Below are 21,436 nucleotides of genomic sequence, written 5' to 3'. Positions count from 1 at the left end.
GGGCTCAGGCCCGTCGCGAGCGGCGGGCGTCCACGGCAGCATCCACGGCCGCTGTCGTGAGCTCGTGGTCGATCGCGACGGCAGCACGGTGACCCGCGGCCGCCGCCGCGACGACCTGGGCGCCCAGCTCGCTGACGTTGCCCACCGCCCATAGACCGTGCACACCGGTGCGGCCCTGGTCGGTGCTCCAGGCCTCTTCCCCGAACGCGTCGGCCTGGACCGGCACGCCGAGATCCGCGAGCAGCTCGTCCTGCGCTCGTAGCCTGGGTTGGACCACGACGGCATCGCACGGCACGTGACTCCCGTCCGCGAGCGCGACCGCTGTCAGCCGACCCGTGCTCTGGCCGGCGCCCGCGAGGTCGGTGCGCGGCGCGGGGGACCCCGGGAGCGCGGTTGGGACGAGGTGACGGACCGGCCCTGCTCTCACGCCGACGTCCATGGCGTCGAGGCGTTCGAGGACCTCCGGCTCCAGGTCTTCCGGCTCGAGGCCGTGCAGCACGACCTGGACGGATGAGGTCCACTGACGCAGCGTGAAGGCCTTGTCGACCTCCTCCGACGCCGTGACGAGCACCACCACCCGTTCACCGCTGTGCTCCCAGCCGTGGCAGTACGGGCAGTGCAGCACCTCGCGGCCCCACCGCTCGGCGAGACCAGGGATCTCAGGTAGCTCGTCGCGCAGGCCCGTCGCCACCACCACGTGCCGTGCGATCAACATCGCCCCGTCTGCCAGACCGACCTGGAAGCCGTGTGAGGCCGTCCGCAGGCTCGTGACCCGTCCCGCCCGCAGCACACCGCCATAACGTGCCACCTCGTCTCGTCCCCGGCGCCGCAGGTCCTCCGGGGAGGTGTCGTCCAGCCCCAGGTACCCGTGGACGTGGGACGCAGCGGCGTTGCGGGCTTCCCCGGCGTCGACCACGACGACACGCCGTCGAGCACGGGCCAGCACCAGGGCTGCGCTGAGGCCCCCCGGCCCGCCACCCACGACCAGGACGTCGAGCACGTCCGGCCCGCTGCTCACGTGCTTTGCGCAGGCGTGTCGCCTCGCGGGCGGTCCCCCGCCTCGGTGAGTCGGTCCTGAGCCCGGGCTCGCTCGGCCTCGTCCTGCGCGGCGAGGGCCTGGCGGGCCCGGACCTGCTGCAGCGTGGCCGTGCGCTCCGACCGGCCCCGGCCGACGAAGCTCACGAACCAGTGCAGCAGCGTGGTGACGCGGTTCTTGAAGCCGATGAGGTAGAACACGTGGACGCCGAGCCACAGGACCCAGGCGAGGACCCCGGAGACCTCGCGGCCGCCGACCTCGGCGATCGCGTAGAACCGCGAGACGGTCGCCATGCTGCCCTTGTCCTGGAAGCGGAACGGTCGGCGCTGGGTCTCCCCGCGCAGACGGCGAGAGATCTCCCCGGCCGCGTGCTTGCCGCTCTGCATCGCGACCTGGGCGACCCCGGGCAGGTCGTCCAGGGCCATCATGTCTCCGATGACGAAGACCTCGGGGTGGCCGGGCAGGGTGCAGTCCGGCTCGACCCGGACCCGCCCCGCGCGGTCTGTCTCGGCCCCGGCCCGCTCGGCGAGCTGGGCACCCAGGGGCGAGGCCGCGACCCCCGCTGCCCAGACCTTGCACCGGGTGGCGATCCTGCTCGTGCTGCCGCCCTGGTCGCGCAGGTCCAGGCCGTCGGCGTCCACCCCGGTGACCATCTGGCCGAGGCGCACCTCGACCCCGAGAGCCTCGAGCTGGGCGGTAGCCGCGCGGGAGAGCTTGTCGCTGAAGGCCCCGAGCATCGTCGGGGCGGCGTCCACCAGCACGATGCGGCTCCGCCGTGGGTCGATGTGACGGAAGTTCCCCCGCAGGGCCCGGTGGGCGAGCTCGGCGATCTGGCCGGCCATCTCGACCCCGGTCGGGCCGGCCCCGACGACGACGAACGTCAGGAGCTTCTCGACCTCCTCGGGGTCCTCGCTGAGCTCGGCGAGCTCGAAGGCGCCGAAGATCCTGCCGCGCAGCTCGAGGGCGTCGTCGATGCTCTTCATGCCGGGGGCGTAGCGCGCGAAGTGGTCGTTGCCGAAGTAGGACTGCCCGGCCCCGGCGGCCACGACGAGGGAGTCGTACGAGGTCGTGGTGGTGCCGCCCGGGGAGGTCGAGGTCACGACCTGCCGCTCGAGGTCGACGTCGGTCACCGTGCCCAGGAGCACCCGGGCGTTGCGCTGACGCCGGAGCACCTCCCGGGTCGCCGGAGCGACCTCACCCTCGGACAGGATGCCCGTGGCCACCTGGTAGAGCAGAGGCTGAAACAGGTGGTGGCCCGTGCTCGCGACCAAGGTCACCGCGACCCCGGGCTCGCGGGCCAGGGCCCGGGTGGTGAACAGACCACCGAACCCCGAGCCGACGACGACCACGTGGTGGCGGCCGTCGGGGCTGCGGCCGGGCAGGGACTGGGGCGCGCGCGGCATGCTGGGCTCCTCGGATCGGGTTCCTCGACGGTAAGGGGGTGGGCGCCGTGGCGCCTGTCGTGACGACGGCTGGCCCTCCGCTCGAGGCGGTGCTGCTCGCGGACACGCACTGGCCGCGCCGCGCCAAGGCGCTGCCAGGAGAGGTGTGGGAGGCGGTCGAGCGGGCCGAGCTCGTGATCCACGCCGGGGACTGGGTGGACGCGCGGCTCCTCGACGAGCTCGAGGAGCGGTCCCAGGCGCTCCTGGGCTGCTGGGGCAACAACGACGGGCCCGAGCTCCGTGCACGGCTGCCCGAGGTCGCTCGCGCCGAGCTGGCCGGGGTACGGGTGGGTGTGGTCCACGAGACGGGGCCGCGGGGCGGGCGCGAGAGGCGGATGGACGCCGCCTACGCCGAGGACCTCGACCTCCTCGTGTTCGGCCACAGCCACATCCCGTGGGACACCACCACCCCGGCCGGGCTGCGCCTGCTCAACCCCGGGTCTCCGACCGACCGGCGCCGTCAGCCCGACACAACGTGGATGAGCGCGCGGATCGGTGCCGGCCTGCCGGGCTGCGCCGAGGTCGTGCTGCACCGGGTGGGCGAGCGGGGCTGACCCGGTGCCGGGCGGAGACCGCACCGGACGGCTCGCCGTGCCGCGCCACGGTCAGTCTGCGGCGCGGTCGACTCCGCCGGCCGGGACGCCGGGGTCGGGGTCGGGGTCGAAGGGGAAGCCCGGATCGGCCTCGACGATGTCGACGAGCTGTCCGATGCGTGTGAGGTCGAGCAGGAAGCGGACCTGCTCGGGGGGATCGATCAGCTGGAGCCGATCCGGGGCGCGGGCCGAGAGCCGTGCGAGCATCGAGACCCCGGAGGAGTCCATGAAGGTCACGCCACGGGTGTCGATCTCGATCGGGAGCGAGGCCTCGAGGGCCTCGTCCATCGCCTCGCCGATCTCTCCGCGCAGGGTGACATCGATTTCCCCGCTGAGCACGAGGCGGGCCCGAGAGCTCGTGAGGAAGAGGACGACCGAGCCCTCGCCCTCGGGGGGCGTTCCGGGGCTCTGGTCGTGGCGCATGGGCCTCCGCGGGCAGGGTGATGGGCGGGCCGCGCTGCTGGACCTGTGTCGACTGTAGACGGTCGGGGTGCGGGTGTCGCCGATGTGCGGCTCAGGTCCGGTCGTGGCCCTCGGCCGCGACCGGCGTCAGCGCCACGGCGGTCACGATCTCGGCGGCGAGGTCGCGCAGCTTGGCGTTGCGGTGCTGGGACGCGGTGCGCAGGACCTCGAAGGCGGCCTCGGGTCCGCAGCGGCTCTGGGCCATGATCACCCCGATCGCCTGGTCGATGACCGCCCGCGAGCCCAGCGCCGTCCGGAGCTGGTCGGTGAGCTCGGCCTGCTGGGCGAGGCGCATCGCGAGCCGCAGGGCGCGTGCGGCCTCGCCGGCGAACTGCCGCGCGACCGCGATGGTGGCCTCGTCGAAGGTCCCTGGCTCCCTCGAGTACATGTTCAGGGCCCCGGCAGCTCGGTCGTCACCGGCGAGCGGCACGGCGAGGCACGACCGCAGCCCGAGGGGGAGGGCGTGCTCGCGGTAGCTCGGGAAGCGGTCCTCCGAGGCGAGGTCAGGCACGAGCACCTCGGTACCCGCGCGGAGGGCGGTCAGGCAGGGACCCTCGTTCAGCCCGTACTGGAGCTCGTCGTAGCGCGAGGTGCTCGGGTCGCTGCTGGCGACCGTGACCTCGCGCCGCGCCCGGGCGAGCGTGATCCCCGCCGAGACCCGACCGTCGAGGGCCTCGGCGGTGAGCACCACCAGCCGGTCGAGGAACTCCTGCACGTCTGCGGTGTCGAGCGCGAGATCCTGGAGGCCGGCGCCCGCGGGGTCGGGGGACCGGTCGGACCGCGGCGACGTCCGGGTGGTGGGCTCACCGATGCTCATGGGTCCTCCGTCGGGGCGTGGGCGAGGCGCCGTCGTCCTGCCTCCCTCGGACCGGTCTGCGTGAGCCTCCATGGTGCGCGCACGGGGGCGACCGGGCATCTCGAGACCTCCGGTGGCGGGCAGACCCGGACCTGCTTAGCGTGAGGGCACCGCAGGCCGAGACGGCCACGGCGGAGAAGAGAAGGACCGACGCAGGAAACGTGTCGGCGCAATCCTCGAGATCTCGAGGGCGGCGCGGCCATCCTGCGCGCCACCTCCGAGACCTCGGGTACCACAGCGAGGTCCGCAGGCCCGAGGGCCGCACATCGGAGGTCTCCCATGTTCTTCCACCGTCAAGAGCTCCAGCACAAGGCCAGCCCCGACCGTCCCGACGCCGTCTACGCCCGCAAGCTCCAGGAGGTGCTCGGCGGGCAGTACGGCGAGATCACCGTGGCGATGCAGTACGGGTTCCAGTCGTGGAACGCCCACATGCCCGGCAAGTACCGCGACCTGCTCTTCGGCATCGGTGCCGAGGAGATGGGCCACGTCGAGATGCTCGCGACGATGATCGCCCAGCTGCTCGAGAAGGCCCCTGTCGGTGCGACCGAGAAGGCCATCCAGGACGATCCCACGGTCGCCGCCGTCCTCGGCGGGACGGACCTGCAGCACGCGATCGTCGCCGGGGCCGGGGCCCGCCCGGTCGACAGCATGGGCAACCCGTGGTCGGCGGGGTACGTCACCGCGAGCGGCAACCTGCTGGCCGACTTCACCGCCAACGCGAACGCCGAGATGCAGGGCCGCGTGCAGGTCGCGCGGCTCTACCACATGACCGATGACGCCGGGGTCCGGGACCTGCTGTCGTTCCTGCTGGCCCGAGACACGATGCACCAGAACCAGTGGATCGCGGCGGCCAAGGAGCTGCAGGAGGAGGGCTACGAGCAGCTGCCCGTGCCCAGCAACTTCCCTCAGCGCAAGGAGGCCACCGACGTGTCCTACGAGTACATCAACTTCTCCGACGGCAAGCATGCCGCCGAGGGCTCGTGGGCGAGCGGTCCGACCCCCGACGGCAACGGCGAGTTCAGCTACCGCGAGACCCCGGAGAAGGGCGTGCCCATGCCGCCGCCCACCCGGCCCGACGCCCGGTTCTACGGCACCACGGACCTGCCGAACGTCGTGGAGAAGGCCGCGGGCACGGTGCAGGACAAGCTCAAGAAAGACTGACCTGATCTGCGAGGGAGAGACATCATGACGTACAGCACCAGCGGGAGCCGGTCTGCGGGCGGGACCCAGGGTTCGACCAAGCAGGAGGCGCGGGAGCAGGCCGAGGGTGTCGCGCACAGCGCTGCCGACTCGGCCCGTGGGCTGGCCGGCGAGGCACGGTCCGAGGCCGGCGAGGTGACCAAGGAGGCGGGCCGCCAGGCCCGGGACCTCCTCGAGCAGGCACGGGTCGAGCTCGTCGGTCAGGCAGGGACCCAGCAGACCAAGGTCGCCGAGGGCCTGCGCGGCCTGGGCAGCGAGCTCGGCTCGATGGCCGACAGCGCCGAGGACGGCGGTGGGCTCGGTGCCGACCTCGCTCGGCAGGTGGCCTCGCGGGCGGACGCCGCAGCGGGCTGGCTCGAGGACCGCGAACCCGGCTCCCTCGTCGACGAGGTCAAGGACTTCGCGCGACGTCGGCCGGGGGCGTTCCTCGCGGTCGCGGCCGGTCTGGGGCTCCTTGCCGGGCGCCTGACGCGCGGCGTCAAGGACGCGCCGGCGAAGGACGCCGGGGACCACGCCCTCGGCAGCACGGGTCAGGCCAGCACGGGTCAGGGCGGGGCTCACCGGGCCCCGGGCGCTCCTTCCACCCCCGGAGTACCGCCGGCGGGCACGTCGCCGGCCGCCTCGGCGCCCGGGCGGGCCCCGATCGCCAGCACGCCGGCTGGTACGGCACCGTCCGGCCACGGGGTCGGCACGGCGACAGGTGAGCCTGTCTCGGGTCTCGAGCAGCGGAGGACGCCATGAGCTCCACCCCTGGCGTCGGTACCGGGACGGGCAGCAACGGCCATGAGCAGCCGAGCCTCGGTGAGCTGCTCGGACGCATCAGCGAGGACGTCTCGACGCTGATGCGTCAGGAGGTCGCCCTGGCCAAGGCCGAGCTGTCCGAGTCGGCCACGAGGGCTGGGAAGGGGGCCGGGATGCTGACCGGCGCCGGCGTCGCCGGTCACATGGTCCTCGTGTTCCTGTCGATCTCCCTCTGGTGGGGGCTCGGTCACCTGATCGACCTGGGCTGGTCGGCCCTGGTCGTCGCCGTCATCTGGGGCGCCGTCGCGGCGGTGCTCGCCCTCAAGGGTCGTGCCGAGATCACGGAGATCAAGGGCGCCCCTCGCACGATGGAGACGGCCAAGAAGATCCCTGACGCACTGCAAGGACACGAGGAGAGAAACCGATGAGCACCGACCCGGACCAGATTCGCGCCGACATCGAGCGGACGCGCGCTGACCTCAGCCACGACGTGGACGCCCTCGAGGACAAGGTGAGCCCCAGCAGCATCGCGCACCGCAAGACCGAGCAGGTGCGCGGCGCCGTGGGCTCGGTCAAGGAACGCGTGATGGGCAGCGCCCACGACGCGAAGGAGTCGGTCCGCAGCAAGCAGCAGGAGAGCTCCTCGCCCGGGGAGGTCGCGCACGGCCTGCAGAGCACCCTGCGGGAGAAGGCGGAGGGCAACCCGCTCGCCGCCGGGCTGATCGCGTTCGGTGTGGGGTGGCTGGCGAGCTCGCTGCTGCCCACGAGCAAGGCCGAGCGCGACGCGGCGACCCAGCTCAAGGAGAAGGCTTCGGAGCACTCCGACCAGCTCAAGGATGCGGCCTCGTCGGTGGTCGACGACCTGCGCGCCCCCGCTCAGGAGGCGGTGTCCGCTGTCCAGGAGCGCGCACGCGAGGCGGCCACGACCCTCAAGGAGGACGGCGCGGACGCAGCGCAGGGTCTGCGGGGCGACGCGACCCAGGCCAAGGAGCAGGTGCAGGAGTCGCGCGGCCAGGGCTGACGGAGGGGAGCTGACCAGGACGGGGCGGCCGCGCTCAGGACGCGCGGTCGCCCCGTGCTGCCGGGCGGGGCCGGACCGCTCGACCGGCGCCCACGGTCGTCCGGTCCTGGAAGTGGGTGCCCTTCTGCGCGGGGCGCCCGCTGACGTGCTCGACGATGTGCCCGGCGAGGGTGCGGAGCTTGACCTGCCGTCGGCCGGCCTCCTTGCGCAGCACGTTCATCGCCTGGTCGGCGCTGCAACGGTCGCGCGCCATGAGGACGCCGAGGGCCTGGTCGATGACGGCGCGGGTGTCCAGCGCGGTGCGCAGGTCCTCCACCGAGCGCCGGGTGTGCTCCGCTCTCTGACGGAGGGAGAGGGCGTGCGCGACGTCCTCGGCCAGGGCGGCGGCATCCCGTGGGGGCCCGTCTGACGGCCACGCCTCCGGGGGCACGCAGGAGTAGATCGTGAGTGTCAGGGCGGTCCCGGTCGTCGTGGTGGACGGGACGATGCTTGCCGCCCGGAAGCCCCGGCGCAGCGCGACGGTGCCCCAGGCCCGCCACGGTGCGCTCGCCATGTCGGTGACGACCGCGGCCTGGCGCCGGGCGAGGACGGCCGCGGCGGGTGAGCCGCCCTCGTGGTCGAGTGCGCGTTCACACTCCGTGGTCGCGTCGCTGCACCCGGCGATGTCGACGCCCTCGTGGTGCCGCAGCGTGAGGCCGATGCCGTAGGGCGTCCCGAGCTCGGCGGTGAGGGAGCGGGCGACCCCCCGCGCGAAGTCCGAGAGGTCGGCGTGGGGCGCTGCCAGGAGTGCCAGGAGGGTCGAACCGAGGTCGTGGCGCGGTCGGGCGGGGGGTGTCGTGCCGAGGGTAGTCATGGGCGGGTGCTCCGGACGTTCGATCCGGTCACGCGCGACTTCCTCACCGTGACTCGCCTACGGTGACCCAGGTCGGCCGGCGGCGCCACTCGAGCCGGAGGGACCGCCCAGGCGCGCCGACAAGGCGGCCCCGGCGATCCCTCCGGGGCGACGCCTTGCCTGCGTCGGTCGTGCGGCCCGCCCACGAGCGGGCGCGGGTGATCAGCGGCCGGTGGTCCGGCCGAGGGTCACGTGCGGTTGGAGCCGGCCCGGCGGTCCTTGTCGGGCCACAGCGCGATCGCGAGGCCGGCCAGGGTGCTGACGATGTGCAGACCGTTGTCCGCCCCGTTGATGTTGAGGATGTTCAGGTCCGGGTCGTCCGCGACGATCAGGCCGTAGACGGAGGTCGCGCCATAGACGATCGCGAGGAGCCATCCGTAGGCCCTGGCGCTCGACCGCTTGCTCCACATCACGACGCCGAGCACACCGATCAGCAGGTGCACGATGTTGTGCAGCGGGTTGATGGCGAAGCCGAGCAGGGTCTGGGAGTGGTCGTGCTCGGTGAACCCGTCGAAGCCGGTGACGAAGAATCCGACGGCGCCGATGAGCAGGTAGATCGCACCGATGGCGAGGGCGAGCCACTGGTACGGCGCCCGGTCGGGGCGTGTGCCCTGGGTCGCGGGGCGGGTGGGTTGCTGAGACATCTGGACCTCCTGGGATCGAGTAGGTCATCCCAGGGTGTGACTGTCTGACCCGCACCGCATCTGCTAGAGAGATGCAAGGGGGCGGAGGAAGTGCGCGAGGCGGGAGTCGAACCCGCACGCCCGAGGGCACCAGGACCTAAACCTGGCGCGTCTGCCATTTCGCCACTCGCGCTCAAGAGGAGCCTAGGGCTCGTGCCCTGGCCGGGGCACCCGCCAGCTGGGGAGCAGGCGCCCGGCCTCATGCTCAGGAGATGCCGAGGTCTCGGCGGAGCTTGGCGACGTGTCCCGTGGCCCGCACGTTGTACTGCGCGACCTGGACCTTGCCCTCCTCGTCGAGGACCACCGTGGAGCGGATGACGCCCTCGACGGTCTTGCCGTAGAGCTTCTTCTCGCCGAAGGCCCCCCAGGCCGTCAGCACCGTCCGGTCGACGTCCGAGGCCAGGGGGTAGGTCAGCTCGGCACTCTGGGTGAACTCGTCCAGCCGGGGCACGGGGTCGGGGGAGATGCCGAGCACGGTGTACCCCGCGGCCTGGAGGGTCTCGAAGGAGTCACGGAAGTCGCAGGCCTGGGTGGTGCACCCCGGGGTCATGGCCGCGGGGAAGAAGAAGATCACCACACGCTGGCCGCGCATCTGGGACAGGGTGATCGTGCCGCCGTCGGCCGTCGGCAGGGTGAAGTCGGGGGCGAGGTCACCGGGGCTGAGGCGCGGCATGGTTCTCCTTCGTGACGGGGGGCCCAGCGTACCGAGTACCGTGCGCGGGTGAGCACGCCCGATCCCTCGCCCCCGCCCCCCGGCCCGCCTGCCTCCAGCCCCCGGCCGGGGGACCACCCGCCGATCCGGATGCTGCACGACAGGGTCCTGGTGCAGATGGATGCCGAGTCCTCCGAGCGGCTCTCGACGTCGGGGATCGTCATCCCCGCGACGGCCTCGGTGGGCAAGCGGCTCGCGTGGGCGCTGGTCGTCGCGACCGGTCCGCACGTGCACCAGGTCTCCCGCGGGGACCGGGTGCTCTTCGACCCCGAGGAGCGCGCCGAGGTCGAGCTGCACGGCACCGACTACGTGCTGCTCCGCGAGCGGGACCTGCACGGCGTCGCAGAGCCCGAGGCCACTGGTCAGCGGACCGGCCTCTACCTGTAGTCCCCGGCCTGCACGAGTCAGGCCGCAGCCTGGCGTCCTGTGCCGCCGACGGGGTGATGCTCGCGCGTCACCGTTGCGGAACGGGCCCCTGGATGGTGCAGTTGTCCCTGGAGAGCCCCAGACCGGTGGTCGGGGGCAGAACGGAGGTGGCCGCGTGGTCGTCGACAAGATCACCCCGCACGACGAAGACCAGGTCGACTCCTCGACCGTGCCCGAGGACGAGGCCTCTCAGGAGGTCATGAGCCTGCTCAGCCAGCACGTGCCGCTGGCCCTGCTGGCTGACCTCGCGGTGCCCAGCGGCCCGGCGTCGCCTCAGATCCTGGAGGACGAGGGTCTTCCCGACGTCGCCTGGTGGGAGGGCGAGGACGAGTCCCGCGAGGCCGAGAAGCCCGGCGAGGAGAACGGGGACGCCTCCGGCTGAGCATCGAGGACCGACGCCTGCGCGAGGCCCCAGCGGGTCCCGGGCGGCTGCCGATCGCCGGTTTCGCACCAACCCCAAGCCGGTGGTAGCCTCATGCACCGCGCGCCATTAGCTCAATTGGCAGAGCAGCTGACTCTTAATCAGCGGGTTCGGGGTTCGAGTCCCTGATGGCGCACAGTGAAGGGCCCCTCATCTGCGGAAACGCGGAAGAGGGGCCCTTCGTCGTGCAGCTCGGCGAGGGGTCCGATCATGGTCGCCAGGGCCGACGGGTGCTCCGTCTGCTGGGCTGGACCGGGTCAGGCTGGGACGCCCCGGGTCCAGGGCCTCTCGCGGTGAGGTCCCGGCCCTCACCGCCCCACGTAGGCCGCGAGGTGCTGGCCGGTCAGGGTCGTGCCCTCCTCCACGAGGTCCGCCGGGGGGCCCTCGAAGACGACGCGGCCGCCGTCGTGCCCGGCGCCGGGCCCCAGGTCGATGATCCAGTCCGCATGGGCCATGACGGCCTGGTGGTGCTCGATCACGACCACCGAGGTGCCTGAGTCCACGAGACGGTCGAGCAGTCCGAGCAGCTGTTCGACGTCGGCCAGGTGCAGTCCCGTGGTGGGCTCGTCCAGGACGTAGACGCTGCCCTTGCCTGCCATCTGGGTGGCGAGCTTGAGCCGTTGGCGTTCGCCTCCTGAGAGGGTGGTCAGAGGCTGGCCGAGAGTCAGGTAGCCGAGCCCGACGTCGGCGAGCCGGTCCAGGATCGTGTGGGCGGCGGGGGTGCGGGCCTCGCCGGCGCTGAAGAATGCCTCGGCCTCGGTCACCGGCATGGCCAGCACCTCGCTGATGTCCCGCCCGCCGAGCCGGTACTCGAGCACCGAGGCCTGGAACCGCCGGCCCTCGCACTCCTCGCAGGGCGACTCGACGGTGGCCATGACCCCCAGGTCGGTGTAGATGACCCCCGCCCCGTTGCACACGGGGCAGGCGCCCTCGGAGTTCGAGCTGAACAGTGCGGGCTTGACGCCGTTGGCCTTGGCGAAGGCCTTGCGGATCGGGTCGAGCAGCCCGGTGTACGTCGCCGGGTTGCTGCGCCGGGAACCGCGGATGGCCCCCTGGTCGACGGTGACCACCCCGTCGCGGCCGGAGACCGAGCCGTGGATCAGCGAGCTCTTGCCCGAGCCGGCCACCCCCGTGACCACGACCAGGACTCCCAGCGGGATGTCGACGTCCACCTCCTTCAGGTTGTGGCTGGTGGCCCCGCGGACCTCCAGGGTGCCCGTGGGCTCGCGCACCGAACCCTTGAGGGAGGAGCGGTCGTCCAGGTGCCGTCCGGTCAGGGTGCCGCTCGTCCGGAGTCCCGCCACGGTGCCCTCGAACACCACCTCGCCGCCAGCGGTCCCGGCGCCCGGACCGAGGTCGACCACGTGGTCGCCGATCGCGATCGCCTCGGGCTTGTGCTCGACCACCAGCACCGTGTTGCCCTTGTCCCGCAGGCGCAGCAGGAGGTCGTTCATCCGCTGGATGTCGTGCGGGTGCAGCCCGATCGTCGGCTCGTCGAAGACGTACGTCACGTCGGTGAGCGCGGACCCCAGGTGGCGGATCATCTTGGTGCGCTGAGCCTCGCCCCCCGACAGCGAGCCGGCCGGGCGGTCCAGGGACAGGTAGCCCAGGCCGATCTCCACGAAGGAGTCGAGGGTGTGCTGCAGGCCGGTCAGGAGCGGGCCCATGCTCGGTTCGTCGAGGTCGCGCACCCATGCGGCCAGGTCGCTGATCTGCATCTGACAGGCGTCGGCGATGCTGATGCCCCGGATCTTCGAGGACCGTGCGGCCTCGCTCAGGCGGGTGCCGTCGCAGTCGGGGCAGGTGGTGAAAGCCACGGCCCGCTCGACGAAGGCGCGGATGTGGGGCTGCAGGCTCGCGACGTCCTTGGAGAGCATCGACTTCTGGATCCGGGGGACCAGCCCCTCGTAGGTCAGGTTGATGTTGTCGACCTTGATCTTCCGGGGCTCGCCGTAGAGGAACTCCTGGCGCTGCTTCGCGGTGAAGGTCGAGACGGGGACGTCGGCGGGGACGACCGCGCCGAAGATGCGCCCGTACCACCCGTCGGCGCTGTACCCCGGCACCGTGATGGCGCCCTCCTCGAGGGACCTGGTCTCGTCGACCAGCTGGCTCACGTCCACCTCGCTCACGTGGCCCATGCCCTCGCAGCGCGGGCACATGCCGCCGGTGACCGAGAAGCTGCGCACCTCGCTCGTCTGCTGGCCGCCCTTGTCGAGCTTGACCCGGCCCGAGCCGCTGATCGACGCGACGTTGAAGGAGAAGGCCTGGGCCGAGCCGATGTGCGGGGTGCCGAGCCGACTGAACAGGATGCGCAGCAGGGCGTTGACGTCCGTGGCGGTGCCGACGGTCGAGCGGACGTTGGCCCCCATGCGCTCCTGGTCGACGATGATCGCGGTGGTCAGCCCCTCGAGGAGGTCGACGTCGGGTCGGGCCAGGGAGGGCATGAAGCCCTGGAGGAAGGCGCTGTAGGTCTCGTTGATCATCCGTTGGGACTCGGCGGCGATGGTGCCGAAGACCAGGGAGCTCTTGCCGGACCCGGAGACCCCGGTGAAGACCGTGAGCCGACGCTTGGGGATCTCGACGCTGACGTCCTTGAGGTTGTTCTCGCGCGCGCCCTGCACCCGGATGAGGTCATGGCTGTCGGCAGCTGAGGTGTCCTGGATCACAGCGGGATCCTTCCACGGGCGTCTGACGCTGCCTAGGGCCGGCCTCGCCCTGGCAGCGGCCCGACGGGAGGGTGGGGGTGCGCCCGGCGCCCCGCAGCGCGACGATGTCTCTCGTCGCCCACCGTGGAGGAAACGATGACCAGCTCGCCAGGACCCGCCAGCTCCGCGTCCACCGGCTCGGGACCCACCGAGACCGACCACCGCACCTACGACGTCGTCGTGCTCGGTGGCGGGGCGGTGGGGGAGAACGCCGCCGACCGGGCCGGTCGCGGCGGCCTGACCGTCGTCGTCGTCGAGGCCGAGCTGGTCGGGGGGGAGTGCTCCTACTGGGCCTGCATGCCCTCGAAGGCCTTGCTGCGTCCCGGGGCCGTGCTCGAGGCCGCCCGTGCGGTCGACGGTGCGGCGCAGGGCGTCACCGGCATGCTGGACGTCGGCGCGGTGCTCGCGCGGCGCAACTCCTTCGCGAGCAGCTGGGACGACGCCGGCCAGGTGCAGTGGCTCGAGAGCACGGGCATCGACCTGGTGCGCGGCCACGCCCGCCTGACGGGGCCGCGCACGGTCGAGGTGCACCACGAGGGTCAGGCCACCACGATCACCGCCCGGTGCGCGGTCGTCGTGGCGACCGGCAGCGAGCCCGTCACCCCCGAGATCCCGGGCCTGGCCGAGGCGCAGCCGTGGACGAGCCGCGAGGCCACGGCGGCGCAGGAGGTCCCGGACTCGCTCGTGGTGCTCGGCGGGGGCGTCGTGGCTACCGAGATGGCCACGGCCTACGCGGACCTGGGGTCGACGGTCACCGTGCTCGTCCGGGGCGAGCGGCTGCTCGGCTCGATGGAACCGGCGGCCGGGGAGGCCGTCGCAGCGGGCCTCCGGACCCGCGGCGTCGACGTCCGGTTCGGCACCACCCCGACCCGGGTCACCCGCCGCGGGTCGGGGGTCGAGGTCGAGACCGAGGCAGGAGTCGTCACGGCCGCGGAGGTGCTCGTCGCGACCGGACGACGCCCGCGCAGCGGTGACCTCGGCCTGGAGACCGTCGGGCTCGAGCCCGGCGCCCCCGTGACGGTCGACGACAGCCTGCGGGTCGCCGCGGTCCCCGAGGGCTGGTTGTACGCGGTCGGGGACGTCACCGGCAGGGTCGCGACCACCCACCAGGGCAAGTACGACGCCCGGATCGCCGGGGACGTCATCGCGGCGCGGTTCGGTGCTGCCGCGCAGGAGGAGGCCGACGGTCACGTCGAGCCGGCGGCCGCGGGGGAGCAGCCGGCGTGGAGCCGTTACCGGGCGACGGCCGACCACGGCGCCCTGACCCAGGTCGTGTTCACCCGCCCCGAGGTCGCCTCGGTCGGGCTGACCGAGGCGGCCGCCGTCGAGGCAGGCCACGCAGTGCGGCGGGTCGAGGTGCCGTTCTCGTCGGTGGCGGGGGCCGCGCTGGCCCGGGACGAGGTCGAGGGCCGCGCGATCCTCGTGGTCGACACCGAGCGAGAGGTGCTCCTCGGGGCCACCTTCGTCGGGCCCGAGGTCGCCGAGCTGCTGCACGCGGCGACCATCGCCGTGGTCGGCGAGGTGCCGCTGCCCCGGCTGTGGCACGCGGTCCCGCCCTACCCGACCGTCAGCGAGGTGTGGCTGCGTCTCCTGGAGGAGTACGGGCTCTGATACCACCAGCTGAAGAGCATCACGGCCAGCAGGATCTCCGCCCCGTCACCTCCGTAGTACATCCACTGGGCTGCGGTGGCCATGGAGGCCCCGTCGGCGTCCGCCTGCGTCCCGCCGTGACCTGAGTGGTGATCTGCTCCTCGGACGGCCTGCGCGTGCAGCAGCCGTGCGAGGAAGGCGTGAGACCCGGCGGCCAGGACGAGGACGGCCACCCTGGTGAGAAGCCCGGGACGGTGCGGGGCGGGGTCTGGGCCAGCGATGGACCACGTGTACACGTAGCCCGCCAGGAGGAGGTGGGCCAGCACGAGGCCGTGCACCCCTGCGTGGACCTGCGTCAGCCCGTAGAGCGGGGTCAGGTACAGCGCGAAGAGCCCGCCCACGCTGAGGACCGCCGCGGTGACCGGGTGGGTCAGCGTCCGGACCGGTGGCGACCGCAGACCGCGCGCGAGGAGCCGGGCGTCTGCCGGGCGCAGCGTCCCGAGCAGGAGGGTCACCGGGGCTGAGAAGACGAGGACGATCGGGGCGTACATGCCGAGGAGCAGGTGCTGAACCATGTGCGCGCGGTGGTCCAGCCGCGCGAGGTCGGCGAGCGGTGGGCTCAGCGCGACCGCGACGACGAGGACCCCCACGACCCAGGCCGCGAGCCGCCGCCGGGGCCACCTCGGCAGGGTCGAGGGCCGTCGGAGGAGGACCGCGAGGTAGAGCCCGAGCAGGGCGCAGCCGAGGATCATCGGCTCCCACCAGGTCACCGTCACCGTCGTCGGCCGGGCATGTCAGTCCTCGTGCCGGACGTGATCCCCGGAGGTCCGGCGCAGGGACCGCCCGGCCCGCGCGACGAGGATCACCCCGAAGACGAGGAGCGCGCCGCCCGCGAGGTTCCACGCCAGGTCGTAGGGCAGCAGGTCGACGTCGTACCTCACCTGGTGGAGCTGGAGCACCTTGTGGGTGACGATTCCGTCGAAGAGCTGGAAGCCTCCGGCACCGAGGAGGAAGCCGCCCCACGCCGAGGGCCAGGAGAGGGCCTGCCGACGGGAGAGGTCGGCCATGAGGAAGATCCCGGCGACGAGGGCGACCAGCTCGGCGGCGTGGAGCAGGCCGTCGGACAGGAGTGCGACGTCAGAGGTGGACCGGTCGTAGAAGTGGTGCCAGGCGAGGATCTGGTGGAAGACGATCTCATCCACGGCGGCCATCACGCCGACGCCGATGAGCGCAGCGACCCAGACCGAACGTCGGTGGTCGAGTCCGTGGTCGCTGCGCTCGTCGTGCGTCATCCGGTGACGCCCGCGCGGATCAGGCCCCGAGGGCCGCGTCGGAGGAGAACACCAGCCCGACGGCGATCTCACCCTGCTGCAGGGCGGTCTTGGTCAGCGGGCCGCCGGCGTCGAGGGAGGTGAACTCGTCGATCTCGAGCCCGTAGACCTCCTCGAGGCCGGGCTGGCAGAACGGACGCTCGGGGCACTCGGGCGGACCGCCCAGGGTGATGGCGCAGCTCTCGGCGAGCTCGCTGAGGGTGCTGACGCCGTACTCGTCGGCGAAGGCCGTCGTCACGGCGAAGGCGTTCTGGTCCTGGGCGGCCGAGGGCTCACCGAAGACGAGGCCGACCTCCGCGCCGAGCTCGGTGAGGGCCGCGGTCGTGGCCTCGAGGTCCGAGCTGGCCACGGCCTCGGCGTCGGCCCCGTTGACGGTCTGGTTGATGAACTCGGTCGCGGTGCCGACGTACTCGGGGATCACCGTGAGGGTGCCGTCCTGCAGGGCAGGCATGTAGGTCTCACGGTTGCCGATGGTCTGGGTGGACGCTTCGTAGCCCGCGGCCCGCAGCACCCCTGCGTAGAGCTCGGCCAGGGTCGCGCTCTCGGAGAAGTTGCCGGCGCCGACCACGACGCTCGCGCCCTCCCCGACCTCCTCCTGCTCGGCCAGGCCCTCGGTCTCGAGGAACTCGGCGGCGACCTCGGTCGAGGTCTGGCGCTCGACGTCGACGGCACGGTTGAGGCTGATGAGGACGTCGGTGTCGAGGGCCGCAGAGACCTGGTCCAGCAGGCCGATCATCTGGTCGTCCTCGGCCACGGCCTCGGCGTTGACCGCAGGGATGATGTTGTCGACGGTCTGCAGGCCCAGGTCGTCCTCGAGGACGACTAGCTCCTCACCGGCGATGGCCTCGCAGACCTCGAGGCTCTCCTCGGTCGAGCCACCGGCCTCGGGCTCAGGCTGGGTGCCCGAGGAGCCTGCGTCCCCGCAGGCTGAGACGAGCAGCAGGGCGCCGGCCGCAGCGGCGGCCAGGACGGGGCGGGGTACGCGCACGGAGATCTCCCAGATCGGTCGAGGGCGCACTTCGCGCCGTCGACCATTCGATCCCGGGCACGTCCCGGTCGGCAACCGGTGGGGGGCCGTCCAAGGTCACGTCCTGACAACGATCGATCGCATGGGGGCGGGGGTCGCCAGGCGCTGCACCCCGGCCATGACGACCTCGGCGACGAGGCACAGCGCTGCGACGAGCAGGCCCCCCGCGAGCACCTCGCCGAAGCGCCGGGTACCGAGCCCTGTGACGATGAGCGGACCCAGGCCGCCGCCCCCGACCAGCCCGGCCAGGGTGACGGTCGCGATGACCTGCACGACGGCGGTGCGCATCCCCGCAGCGATCAGCGGCAGGGCGAGGGGGATCTCGACCAGCAGCAGGGAGCGGCGCCCGGACATGCCCATGCCGCGGGCAGCGTCGCGGACGTCGGCGTCGACGTCGAGCAGTCCCGCGCACGCGTTGGTGAGGATCGGGGGTATCGCGAAGATGGCGACCGCCAGCACGGTCGGGCGGTTGCCGAAGCCGATCGCCGTCGAGGCGAAGATCAGCAGGAGGGCGAAGGTCGGCAGGGCCCGCGACGCGTTCGCCACGACGACGACGAGGCCGGTGCCCTTCCGCCGGTGACCGAGCCAGACCCCCACCGGCAGGGCCACGGCAGCGGCGAGCAGCACCGCCAGGGCGGACATGCCCAGGTGCTCGCCGGTCCGCTCGAGGATCCCGTTGCGTCCCGTCCAGTTGAGCGGGTCGTTGAGCCAGCGGAAGGCCTGCTCGATGACCGAGTCGTTCATGCGGTCCTCCCGGTGCGGGTCCACGGCGTCATCAGACGACCGAGGGCCAGGATCAGCAGGTCCGCGATCACCGCGATGGCCACCGTCAGCACCGTCGCGGTGACGATCTCGGCGCGATAGCTGCTGTTGAACCCGCGGAACATCAGCTGCCCCAGCCCGCCGAAGCCCACCACCACGCCGATCGTCACCAGGGCCACGGTCGAGACGGTCGCGACCCGCAGGCCGGCGATCACGGCGGGCAGGGCGTTGGGCAGCTCGACGGTGAGCAGCATCCGGGCCCGTCCGTAGCCGAGCCCGCGGGCGGCGTCCCGCACGTCCGGGTCGACGCCCTCGAGGCCCACCACGATGTTGCGCACGAGGATGAGCAGTGCGTAGGCGACCAGCCCGATGAGGACCGTCGTGCGCCCGATCCCGGTGAACGGGGCGAGGATCGCGAAGAGGGCCAGCGAGGGGATCGTGTAGAGGGCCCCCGTGGCCCCGAGCACCGCGGTCGCGACCCGTGGCCGCCCGTGGGCGAGGACCGCGAGCGGCAGGGCGATCGCGAAGGCGATGACCATGGCCTGGATCGTCAGGGTGGTGTGCTGGCTGACGGCCGTGGTGATGTCTCCCCAGTTCCGTTCCACGTAGGACCAGGAGAACCAGGGGTTCGCGACCGGTTCCATCGACGGGACGCTACCGCGAACCCTGGTATCCCGCGGTGTAGCGTCGCCACGCATGAGCTCCCAGCGGCCCGTCGCCACCGGTGAGCCGGTGATCCGGTTCGAGCAGGTGCGCAAGGAGTACCCCGACGGCACGGTCGCCGTCGAGCACCTCGACCTCGAGGTCCGCGAGCACGAGCTCATGGTGCTCGTGGGCCCGTCCGGGTGCGGCAAGTCCACCACCCTGCGCATGGTCAACCGCCTGGTGGACCCGACCTCGGGGCGCGTGGTGGTCCAGGGGCGTGACATCGCCAGCACCGACCCCGTCGAGCTGCGGCGCCGCATCGGCTACGTGATCCAGCACGTGGGCCTCTTCCCGCACCGCACCGTGGGCCAGAACATCGGCACCGTCCCGGACCTGCTGGGCTGGGACCGGGCTCGGTCCAAGCGGCGCACCGGGGAGCTGCTCGAGCTCGTGGGCCTGGACCCCGACACCTACACCCGCCGCTACCCGCACCAGCTCTCGGGTGGCGAGCGGCAGCGCGTGGGCGTGGCCCGGGCCCTCGCGGCGGACCCGCCGGTGCTCCTGATGGACGAGCCCTTCGGCGCGGTCGACCCGGCCGGGCGGCGCCGGCTCCAGCAGGAGTTCTGGCGCATCCAGCGCGAGCTCGGCACCACGGTCATGCTGGTGACCCACGACGTCGACGAGGCCGTGCGCCTGGGGGACAGGGTCGCCGTCTTCGCCCGAGGGGGGCGCCTCGAGCAGCTCGGGGACGCCGTCGAGCTCCTGGCCCGGCCTGCCGGACCCATGGTCGAGGACCTGGTCGGTCAGGGCCGCGCGGTCCGGCTGCTCGCGATCGGTGAGGTGACCCCGGCCGATGTCGTGCCCGCCCTCCCCGACTTCACGCCCGTGACCCGCGTGCCGAGCCTGGCCCCCGCGGCCCCGCTGCGGGTCGGCTCCCGGCTCGACGAGGCCTTCGCCGCCCTGGCGGCCTCGGGGGGTGGCGAGGTGGCCGTCGCCGACGCTCAGGGGCAGGGGCAGGTCGGCGTGGTCACCGCTGACAGCCTGCTCGGTGCCCTGCGCCGCCTCGTCGAGGCCCAGCCGGTCGAGGACGAGCCGGTCGAGGACGAGCCCCGGACACGCGCGGTGTGATCACCCCGGCGCAGGCCTCGACCGTGCACCTCGCGGCGCGTGCGGCCCTCGCGGGCAACGGGTGGCGCGGGCCGTCAGCCCGACCTGCGCGACCGGGTCAGGACTGCTCGCGGTCGTCGGTCCTGGGGGCGCCCGCGGCCTCGTCGACCTCGTCGTCCTCGTCCGTGAAGGGCAGGAGCTGGTCGACGCCGGTGATCGTGAGCAGCTCGCGCAGCATCCACGGGGCGTTGCGCAGCCGGACCGGGTAGCCACCGGACTCGGCATCTCGCGCGATCCGCACGAGGATGGACATGCCCGTCGAGTCGATGAAGGTGATCCCCTGAGCGTCGATCACCACCGGCAGGGCGCGGTCGGCGACCACCTGGCACAGCGGCCCGACGGCGTGCCGGACCGCGAGGTCGATCTCCCCCCAGGCCTCGACCAGCGAGCTGTCCGGCAGCTCGCGCAGGCTCATCCCGGATCCTTCGTCGCGTGCGTGACCTGTCGTCTCGCTCATCGGCGTCTTCGTCCCTCCGTGGTCGCATCAAGAAGTCGACCCCCTCGAGAGATCCAACCCTAGATCGGGGTGGTCGGCACTGTGGGGGAGGGGGTGCGGGCTCCACGGGGGGATCTGACGCTCCGGTTTCACCCGGTCGGCGGGGTTGGCGGCTAGTGTCGCCACGTGACACGCATCGCACTGGCCACCTGCTCCGCCCTGCCCGACCTCGACACCGGGGACGTCCCCCTGCTCGAGGCGCTCCGTTCGCGCGGCGCGACCGCCGAGCCTGCCGTCTGGGACGACGCATCGATCGACTGGGCCTCCTACGACCTGGTCGTCGTCCGTTCCACCTGGGACTACGCCCAGCGCCGTGAGGAGTTCCTCGAGTGGGTGGCCCGCGTCGAGGCCGTGACGAGGCTCGCCAACCCGATCTCGGTGATCCGCTGGAACACCGACAAGCACTACCTGCGCGAGCTCGAGCAGGCTGGGGTGGGCGTGGTGCCCACCATGTGGCTCGAGCCCGAGCGCAACCTCACCTCCCGCGCCCTGCACACCCGCTTCCCGGCCGACGGCGACTTCGTGATCAAGCCCGCCGTCTCGGCCGGCTCTCGGGACACCGGGCGCTACACCGCGATCGACGCGAACTCCCGCGGCCTGGCCATCCAGCACGCCCGGCGACTGCTGCGCGAGGACCGGACCGTCATGGTCCAGCGCTACCTGACCAGCGTCGACACCCACGGCGAGCGCGCCCACGTGTTCGTCGCGGGGGAGTACTCGCACTCGGTGGTCAAGGAGGCCATGCTCGACGGCCCCGACGTCGGCGTCGAGGGCGTCTACAAGGAGGAGACGATGCGCTCGGGCAGCGCCTCGGCGTCCGAGATCGCCGTGGCCCGCACGATCATCGACACAGCGGCCCGGCTGCTCTCGGTCGAGGCCGACGTCGCGGACGCCTCGACCTTCCTCTACGCCCGGGTCGACGTGGTCAGCAACGACGAGGACGAGCCCGTCCTCATGGAGCTCGAGCTGGTCGAGCCGTCGATGTTCCTCGAGCTCGCCGAGGGTGCGCTGGACCGGTTCGCCGACGCGATCATGGCCCGCGCGCGCTGAGGTCGGGAGCACCCCGGGGGAGCGGGTAGACTTCTCGGCGGTCCGCGGTGACGATCTCACCACAGATCATGGTGGCTATAGCTCAGCAGGTAGAGCACCTGGTTGTGGTCCAGGGGGTCGCGGGTTCAAGTCCCGTTAGCCACCCCGTACGAACGAGGCCCGAGGCCGCCTCGCGGAG

Annotated in this window: 24 protein-coding genes and 3 tRNA genes; 12 read left to right on the top strand and 15 right to left on the bottom strand. The window is 72.5% G+C overall.

Annotation, left to right across the window (positions count from 1 at the left end):
- Positions 1–4: 4 nt before the first annotated feature.
- Positions 5–1,018 (bottom strand): NAD(P)/FAD-dependent oxidoreductase, encoded by a 1,014-nt coding sequence (locus J4G33_RS07715; RefSeq protein ID WP_208055362.1) that lies wholly within the window; start codon positions 1,016–1,018, stop codon positions 5–7.
- A complete protein-coding gene (locus J4G33_RS07710; RefSeq protein WP_208055361.1) occupies positions 1,015–2,439 on the bottom strand; it encodes an NAD(P)/FAD-dependent oxidoreductase in 1,425 nt (474 codons plus the stop codon). The genes J4G33_RS07715 and J4G33_RS07710 overlap by 4 nt, the downstream gene beginning before the upstream one ends.
- A 47-nt stretch (positions 2,440–2,486) precedes the next feature.
- On the opposite strand from J4G33_RS07710, the gene J4G33_RS07705 reads away from it, so the two are divergent.
- Positions 2,487–3,032 carry a metallophosphoesterase family protein gene (locus tag J4G33_RS07705; RefSeq protein WP_307793802.1) on the top strand — a complete coding sequence of 182 codons (546 nt, stop codon included), beginning with the start codon at positions 2,487–2,489 and terminating at the stop codon, positions 3,030–3,032.
- 51 nt (positions 3,033–3,083) lie between these two features.
- On the opposite strand, the gene J4G33_RS07700 is transcribed toward J4G33_RS07705, so the two are convergent.
- Both J4G33_RS07700 and J4G33_RS07695 read right to left on the bottom strand, forming a co-directional pair.
- Positions 3,084–3,494, bottom strand: coding sequence for an STAS domain-containing protein (locus J4G33_RS07700; protein ID WP_208055360.1), 411 nt, complete (start codon positions 3,492–3,494; stop codon positions 3,084–3,086).
- Positions 3,495–3,585: 91 nt separating this feature from the next.
- Complete coding sequence (locus J4G33_RS07695; protein ID WP_208055359.1) at positions 3,586–4,350, bottom strand: GAF and ANTAR domain-containing protein; 765 nt, start codon at positions 4,348–4,350, stop codon at positions 3,586–3,588.
- A 318-nt stretch (positions 4,351–4,668) separates the two neighbouring features.
- Between J4G33_RS07695 and J4G33_RS07690 the strand changes: the two genes are divergently transcribed.
- Genes J4G33_RS07690 through J4G33_RS07675 form a run of 4 tightly spaced genes read left to right on the top strand, consistent with a single transcriptional unit; the run spans position 4,669 to position 7,351 of the window.
- Positions 4,669–5,550: a manganese catalase gene (locus tag J4G33_RS07690; protein ID WP_208055358.1), complete on the top strand. Its 882-nt coding sequence runs from the start codon at positions 4,669–4,671 to the stop codon at positions 5,548–5,550.
- Between the two features lie 24 nt (positions 5,551–5,574).
- Complete coding sequence (locus J4G33_RS07685; protein WP_208055357.1) at positions 5,575–6,330, top strand: hypothetical protein; 756 nt, start codon at positions 5,575–5,577, stop codon at positions 6,328–6,330.
- On the top strand, positions 6,327–6,758 hold the full coding sequence (locus J4G33_RS07680; protein WP_208055356.1) for a phage holin family protein: 432 nt from the start codon (positions 6,327–6,329) through the stop codon (positions 6,756–6,758). The genes J4G33_RS07685 and J4G33_RS07680 overlap by 4 nt, the downstream gene beginning before the upstream one ends.
- Positions 6,755–7,351, top strand: a complete 597-nt coding sequence (locus J4G33_RS07675; protein WP_208055355.1) for a DUF3618 domain-containing protein — start codon at positions 6,755–6,757, stop codon at positions 7,349–7,351. The genes J4G33_RS07680 and J4G33_RS07675 overlap by 4 nt, the downstream gene beginning before the upstream one ends.
- 34 nt (positions 7,352–7,385) lie before the next feature.
- Here the strand turns inward: J4G33_RS07675 and J4G33_RS07670 are convergent, their stop codons facing one another.
- The 4 genes from J4G33_RS07670 to J4G33_RS07655 form a co-directional block, all read right to left on the bottom strand.
- Entirely contained in the window at positions 7,386–8,204 is an 819-nt protein-coding gene (locus tag J4G33_RS07670; protein ID WP_208055354.1) for an ANTAR domain-containing response regulator, read from the bottom strand.
- Positions 8,205–8,431: 227 nt separating this feature from the next.
- A complete protein-coding gene (locus J4G33_RS07665) occupies positions 8,432–8,887 on the bottom strand; it encodes a DUF4383 domain-containing protein (protein ID WP_208055353.1) in 456 nt (151 codons plus the stop codon).
- Between the two features lie 91 nt (positions 8,888–8,978).
- Positions 8,979–9,059: transfer RNA gene (locus J4G33_RS07660), tRNA-Leu, on the bottom strand.
- Between the two features lie 72 nt (positions 9,060–9,131).
- Positions 9,132–9,599, bottom strand: coding sequence for a peroxiredoxin (locus J4G33_RS07655; RefSeq protein WP_208055352.1), 468 nt, complete (start codon positions 9,597–9,599; stop codon positions 9,132–9,134).
- 129 nt (positions 9,600–9,728) lie between these two features.
- Here J4G33_RS07655 and J4G33_RS07650 point away from each other — a divergent pair, with 129 nt between their 5' ends.
- The 3 genes from J4G33_RS07650 to J4G33_RS07640 all read left to right on the top strand — a co-directional run bounded on the left by J4G33_RS07650 (position 9,729) and on the right by J4G33_RS07640 (position 10,621).
- Positions 9,729–10,025 carry a GroES family chaperonin gene (locus J4G33_RS07650; RefSeq protein WP_208055624.1) on the top strand — a complete coding sequence of 99 codons (297 nt, stop codon included), beginning with the start codon at positions 9,729–9,731 and terminating at the stop codon, positions 10,023–10,025.
- Positions 10,026–10,179: 154 nt separating this feature from the next.
- Entirely contained in the window at positions 10,180–10,446 is a 267-nt protein-coding gene (locus J4G33_RS07645; RefSeq protein WP_208055351.1) for a hypothetical protein, read from the top strand.
- 102 nt (positions 10,447–10,548) lie between these two features.
- Positions 10,549–10,621: transfer RNA gene (locus J4G33_RS07640), tRNA-Lys, on the top strand.
- A 172-nt stretch (positions 10,622–10,793) separates the two neighbouring features.
- On the opposite strand, the gene J4G33_RS07635 is transcribed toward J4G33_RS07640, so the two are convergent.
- Positions 10,794–13,151: an ATP-binding cassette domain-containing protein gene (locus tag J4G33_RS07635; protein ID WP_208055350.1), complete on the bottom strand. Its 2,358-nt coding sequence runs from the start codon at positions 13,149–13,151 to the stop codon at positions 10,794–10,796.
- 135 nt (positions 13,152–13,286) lie between these two features.
- Here J4G33_RS07635 and J4G33_RS07630 point away from each other — a divergent pair, with 135 nt between their 5' ends.
- On the top strand, positions 13,287–14,801 hold the full coding sequence (locus J4G33_RS07630; RefSeq protein ID WP_208055349.1) for a dihydrolipoyl dehydrogenase family protein: 1,515 nt from the start codon (positions 13,287–13,289) through the stop codon (positions 14,799–14,801).
- Here the strand turns inward: J4G33_RS07630 and J4G33_RS07625 are convergent.
- From J4G33_RS07625 to J4G33_RS07605, 5 genes are all read right to left on the bottom strand, one after another.
- The gene (locus J4G33_RS07625; protein ID WP_208055348.1) at positions 14,747–15,550 is read right to left on the bottom strand and encodes a cytochrome c oxidase assembly protein; all 804 of its coding nucleotides are present in this window, start codon (positions 15,548–15,550) and stop codon (positions 14,747–14,749) included. The two genes, J4G33_RS07630 and J4G33_RS07625, sit on opposite strands and share 55 nt — an antisense overlap.
- A 24-nt stretch (positions 15,551–15,574) precedes the next feature.
- Positions 15,575–16,072 carry a DUF2243 domain-containing protein gene (locus J4G33_RS07620; RefSeq protein WP_208055347.1) on the bottom strand — a complete coding sequence of 166 codons (498 nt, stop codon included), beginning with the start codon at positions 16,070–16,072 and terminating at the stop codon, positions 15,575–15,577.
- A gap of 19 nt (positions 16,073–16,091) precedes the next feature.
- Entirely contained in the window at positions 16,092–17,099 is a 1,008-nt protein-coding gene (locus J4G33_RS07615; RefSeq protein WP_208055346.1) for a glycine betaine ABC transporter substrate-binding protein, read from the bottom strand.
- A 96-nt stretch (positions 17,100–17,195) separates the two neighbouring features.
- Entirely contained in the window at positions 17,196–17,882 is a 687-nt protein-coding gene (locus J4G33_RS07610) for an ABC transporter permease (RefSeq protein ID WP_208055345.1), read from the bottom strand.
- Positions 17,879–18,544, bottom strand: a complete 666-nt coding sequence (locus J4G33_RS07605) for an ABC transporter permease (RefSeq protein ID WP_208055344.1) — start codon at positions 18,542–18,544, stop codon at positions 17,879–17,881. Before J4G33_RS07605 ends, J4G33_RS07610 begins: the two co-directional genes overlap by 4 nt.
- A 52-nt stretch (positions 18,545–18,596) precedes the next feature.
- On the opposite strand from J4G33_RS07605, the gene J4G33_RS07600 reads away from it, so the two are divergent.
- Positions 18,597–19,673: an ABC transporter ATP-binding protein gene (locus J4G33_RS07600; protein WP_208055343.1), complete on the top strand. Its 1,077-nt coding sequence runs from the start codon at positions 18,597–18,599 to the stop codon at positions 19,671–19,673.
- A 97-nt stretch (positions 19,674–19,770) separates the two neighbouring features.
- Here J4G33_RS07600 and J4G33_RS07595 read toward each other — a convergent pair whose 3' ends face one another.
- Positions 19,771–20,127, bottom strand: coding sequence for an STAS domain-containing protein (locus tag J4G33_RS07595; protein WP_208055342.1), 357 nt, complete (start codon positions 20,125–20,127; stop codon positions 19,771–19,773).
- A gap of 207 nt (positions 20,128–20,334) precedes the next feature.
- Between J4G33_RS07595 and J4G33_RS07590 the strand changes: the two genes are divergently transcribed.
- Both J4G33_RS07590 and J4G33_RS07585 read left to right on the top strand, forming a co-directional pair.
- The gene (locus J4G33_RS07590; protein ID WP_208055341.1) at positions 20,335–21,258 is read left to right on the top strand and encodes an ATP-grasp domain-containing protein; all 924 of its coding nucleotides are present in this window, start codon (positions 20,335–20,337) and stop codon (positions 21,256–21,258) included.
- Positions 21,259–21,329: 71 nt separating this feature from the next.
- Positions 21,330–21,402, top strand: a tRNA-His gene (locus J4G33_RS07585).
- Positions 21,403–21,436 lie beyond the last annotated feature (34 nt).

Origin of the sequence: Actinotalea soli (genome assembly GCF_017565425.1) — a bacterium.
Classification (GTDB): domain Bacteria; phylum Actinomycetota; class Actinomycetes; order Actinomycetales; family Cellulomonadaceae; genus Actinotalea; species Actinotalea soli.
This window is presented reverse-complemented; position numbering and strand designations above follow the sequence as displayed.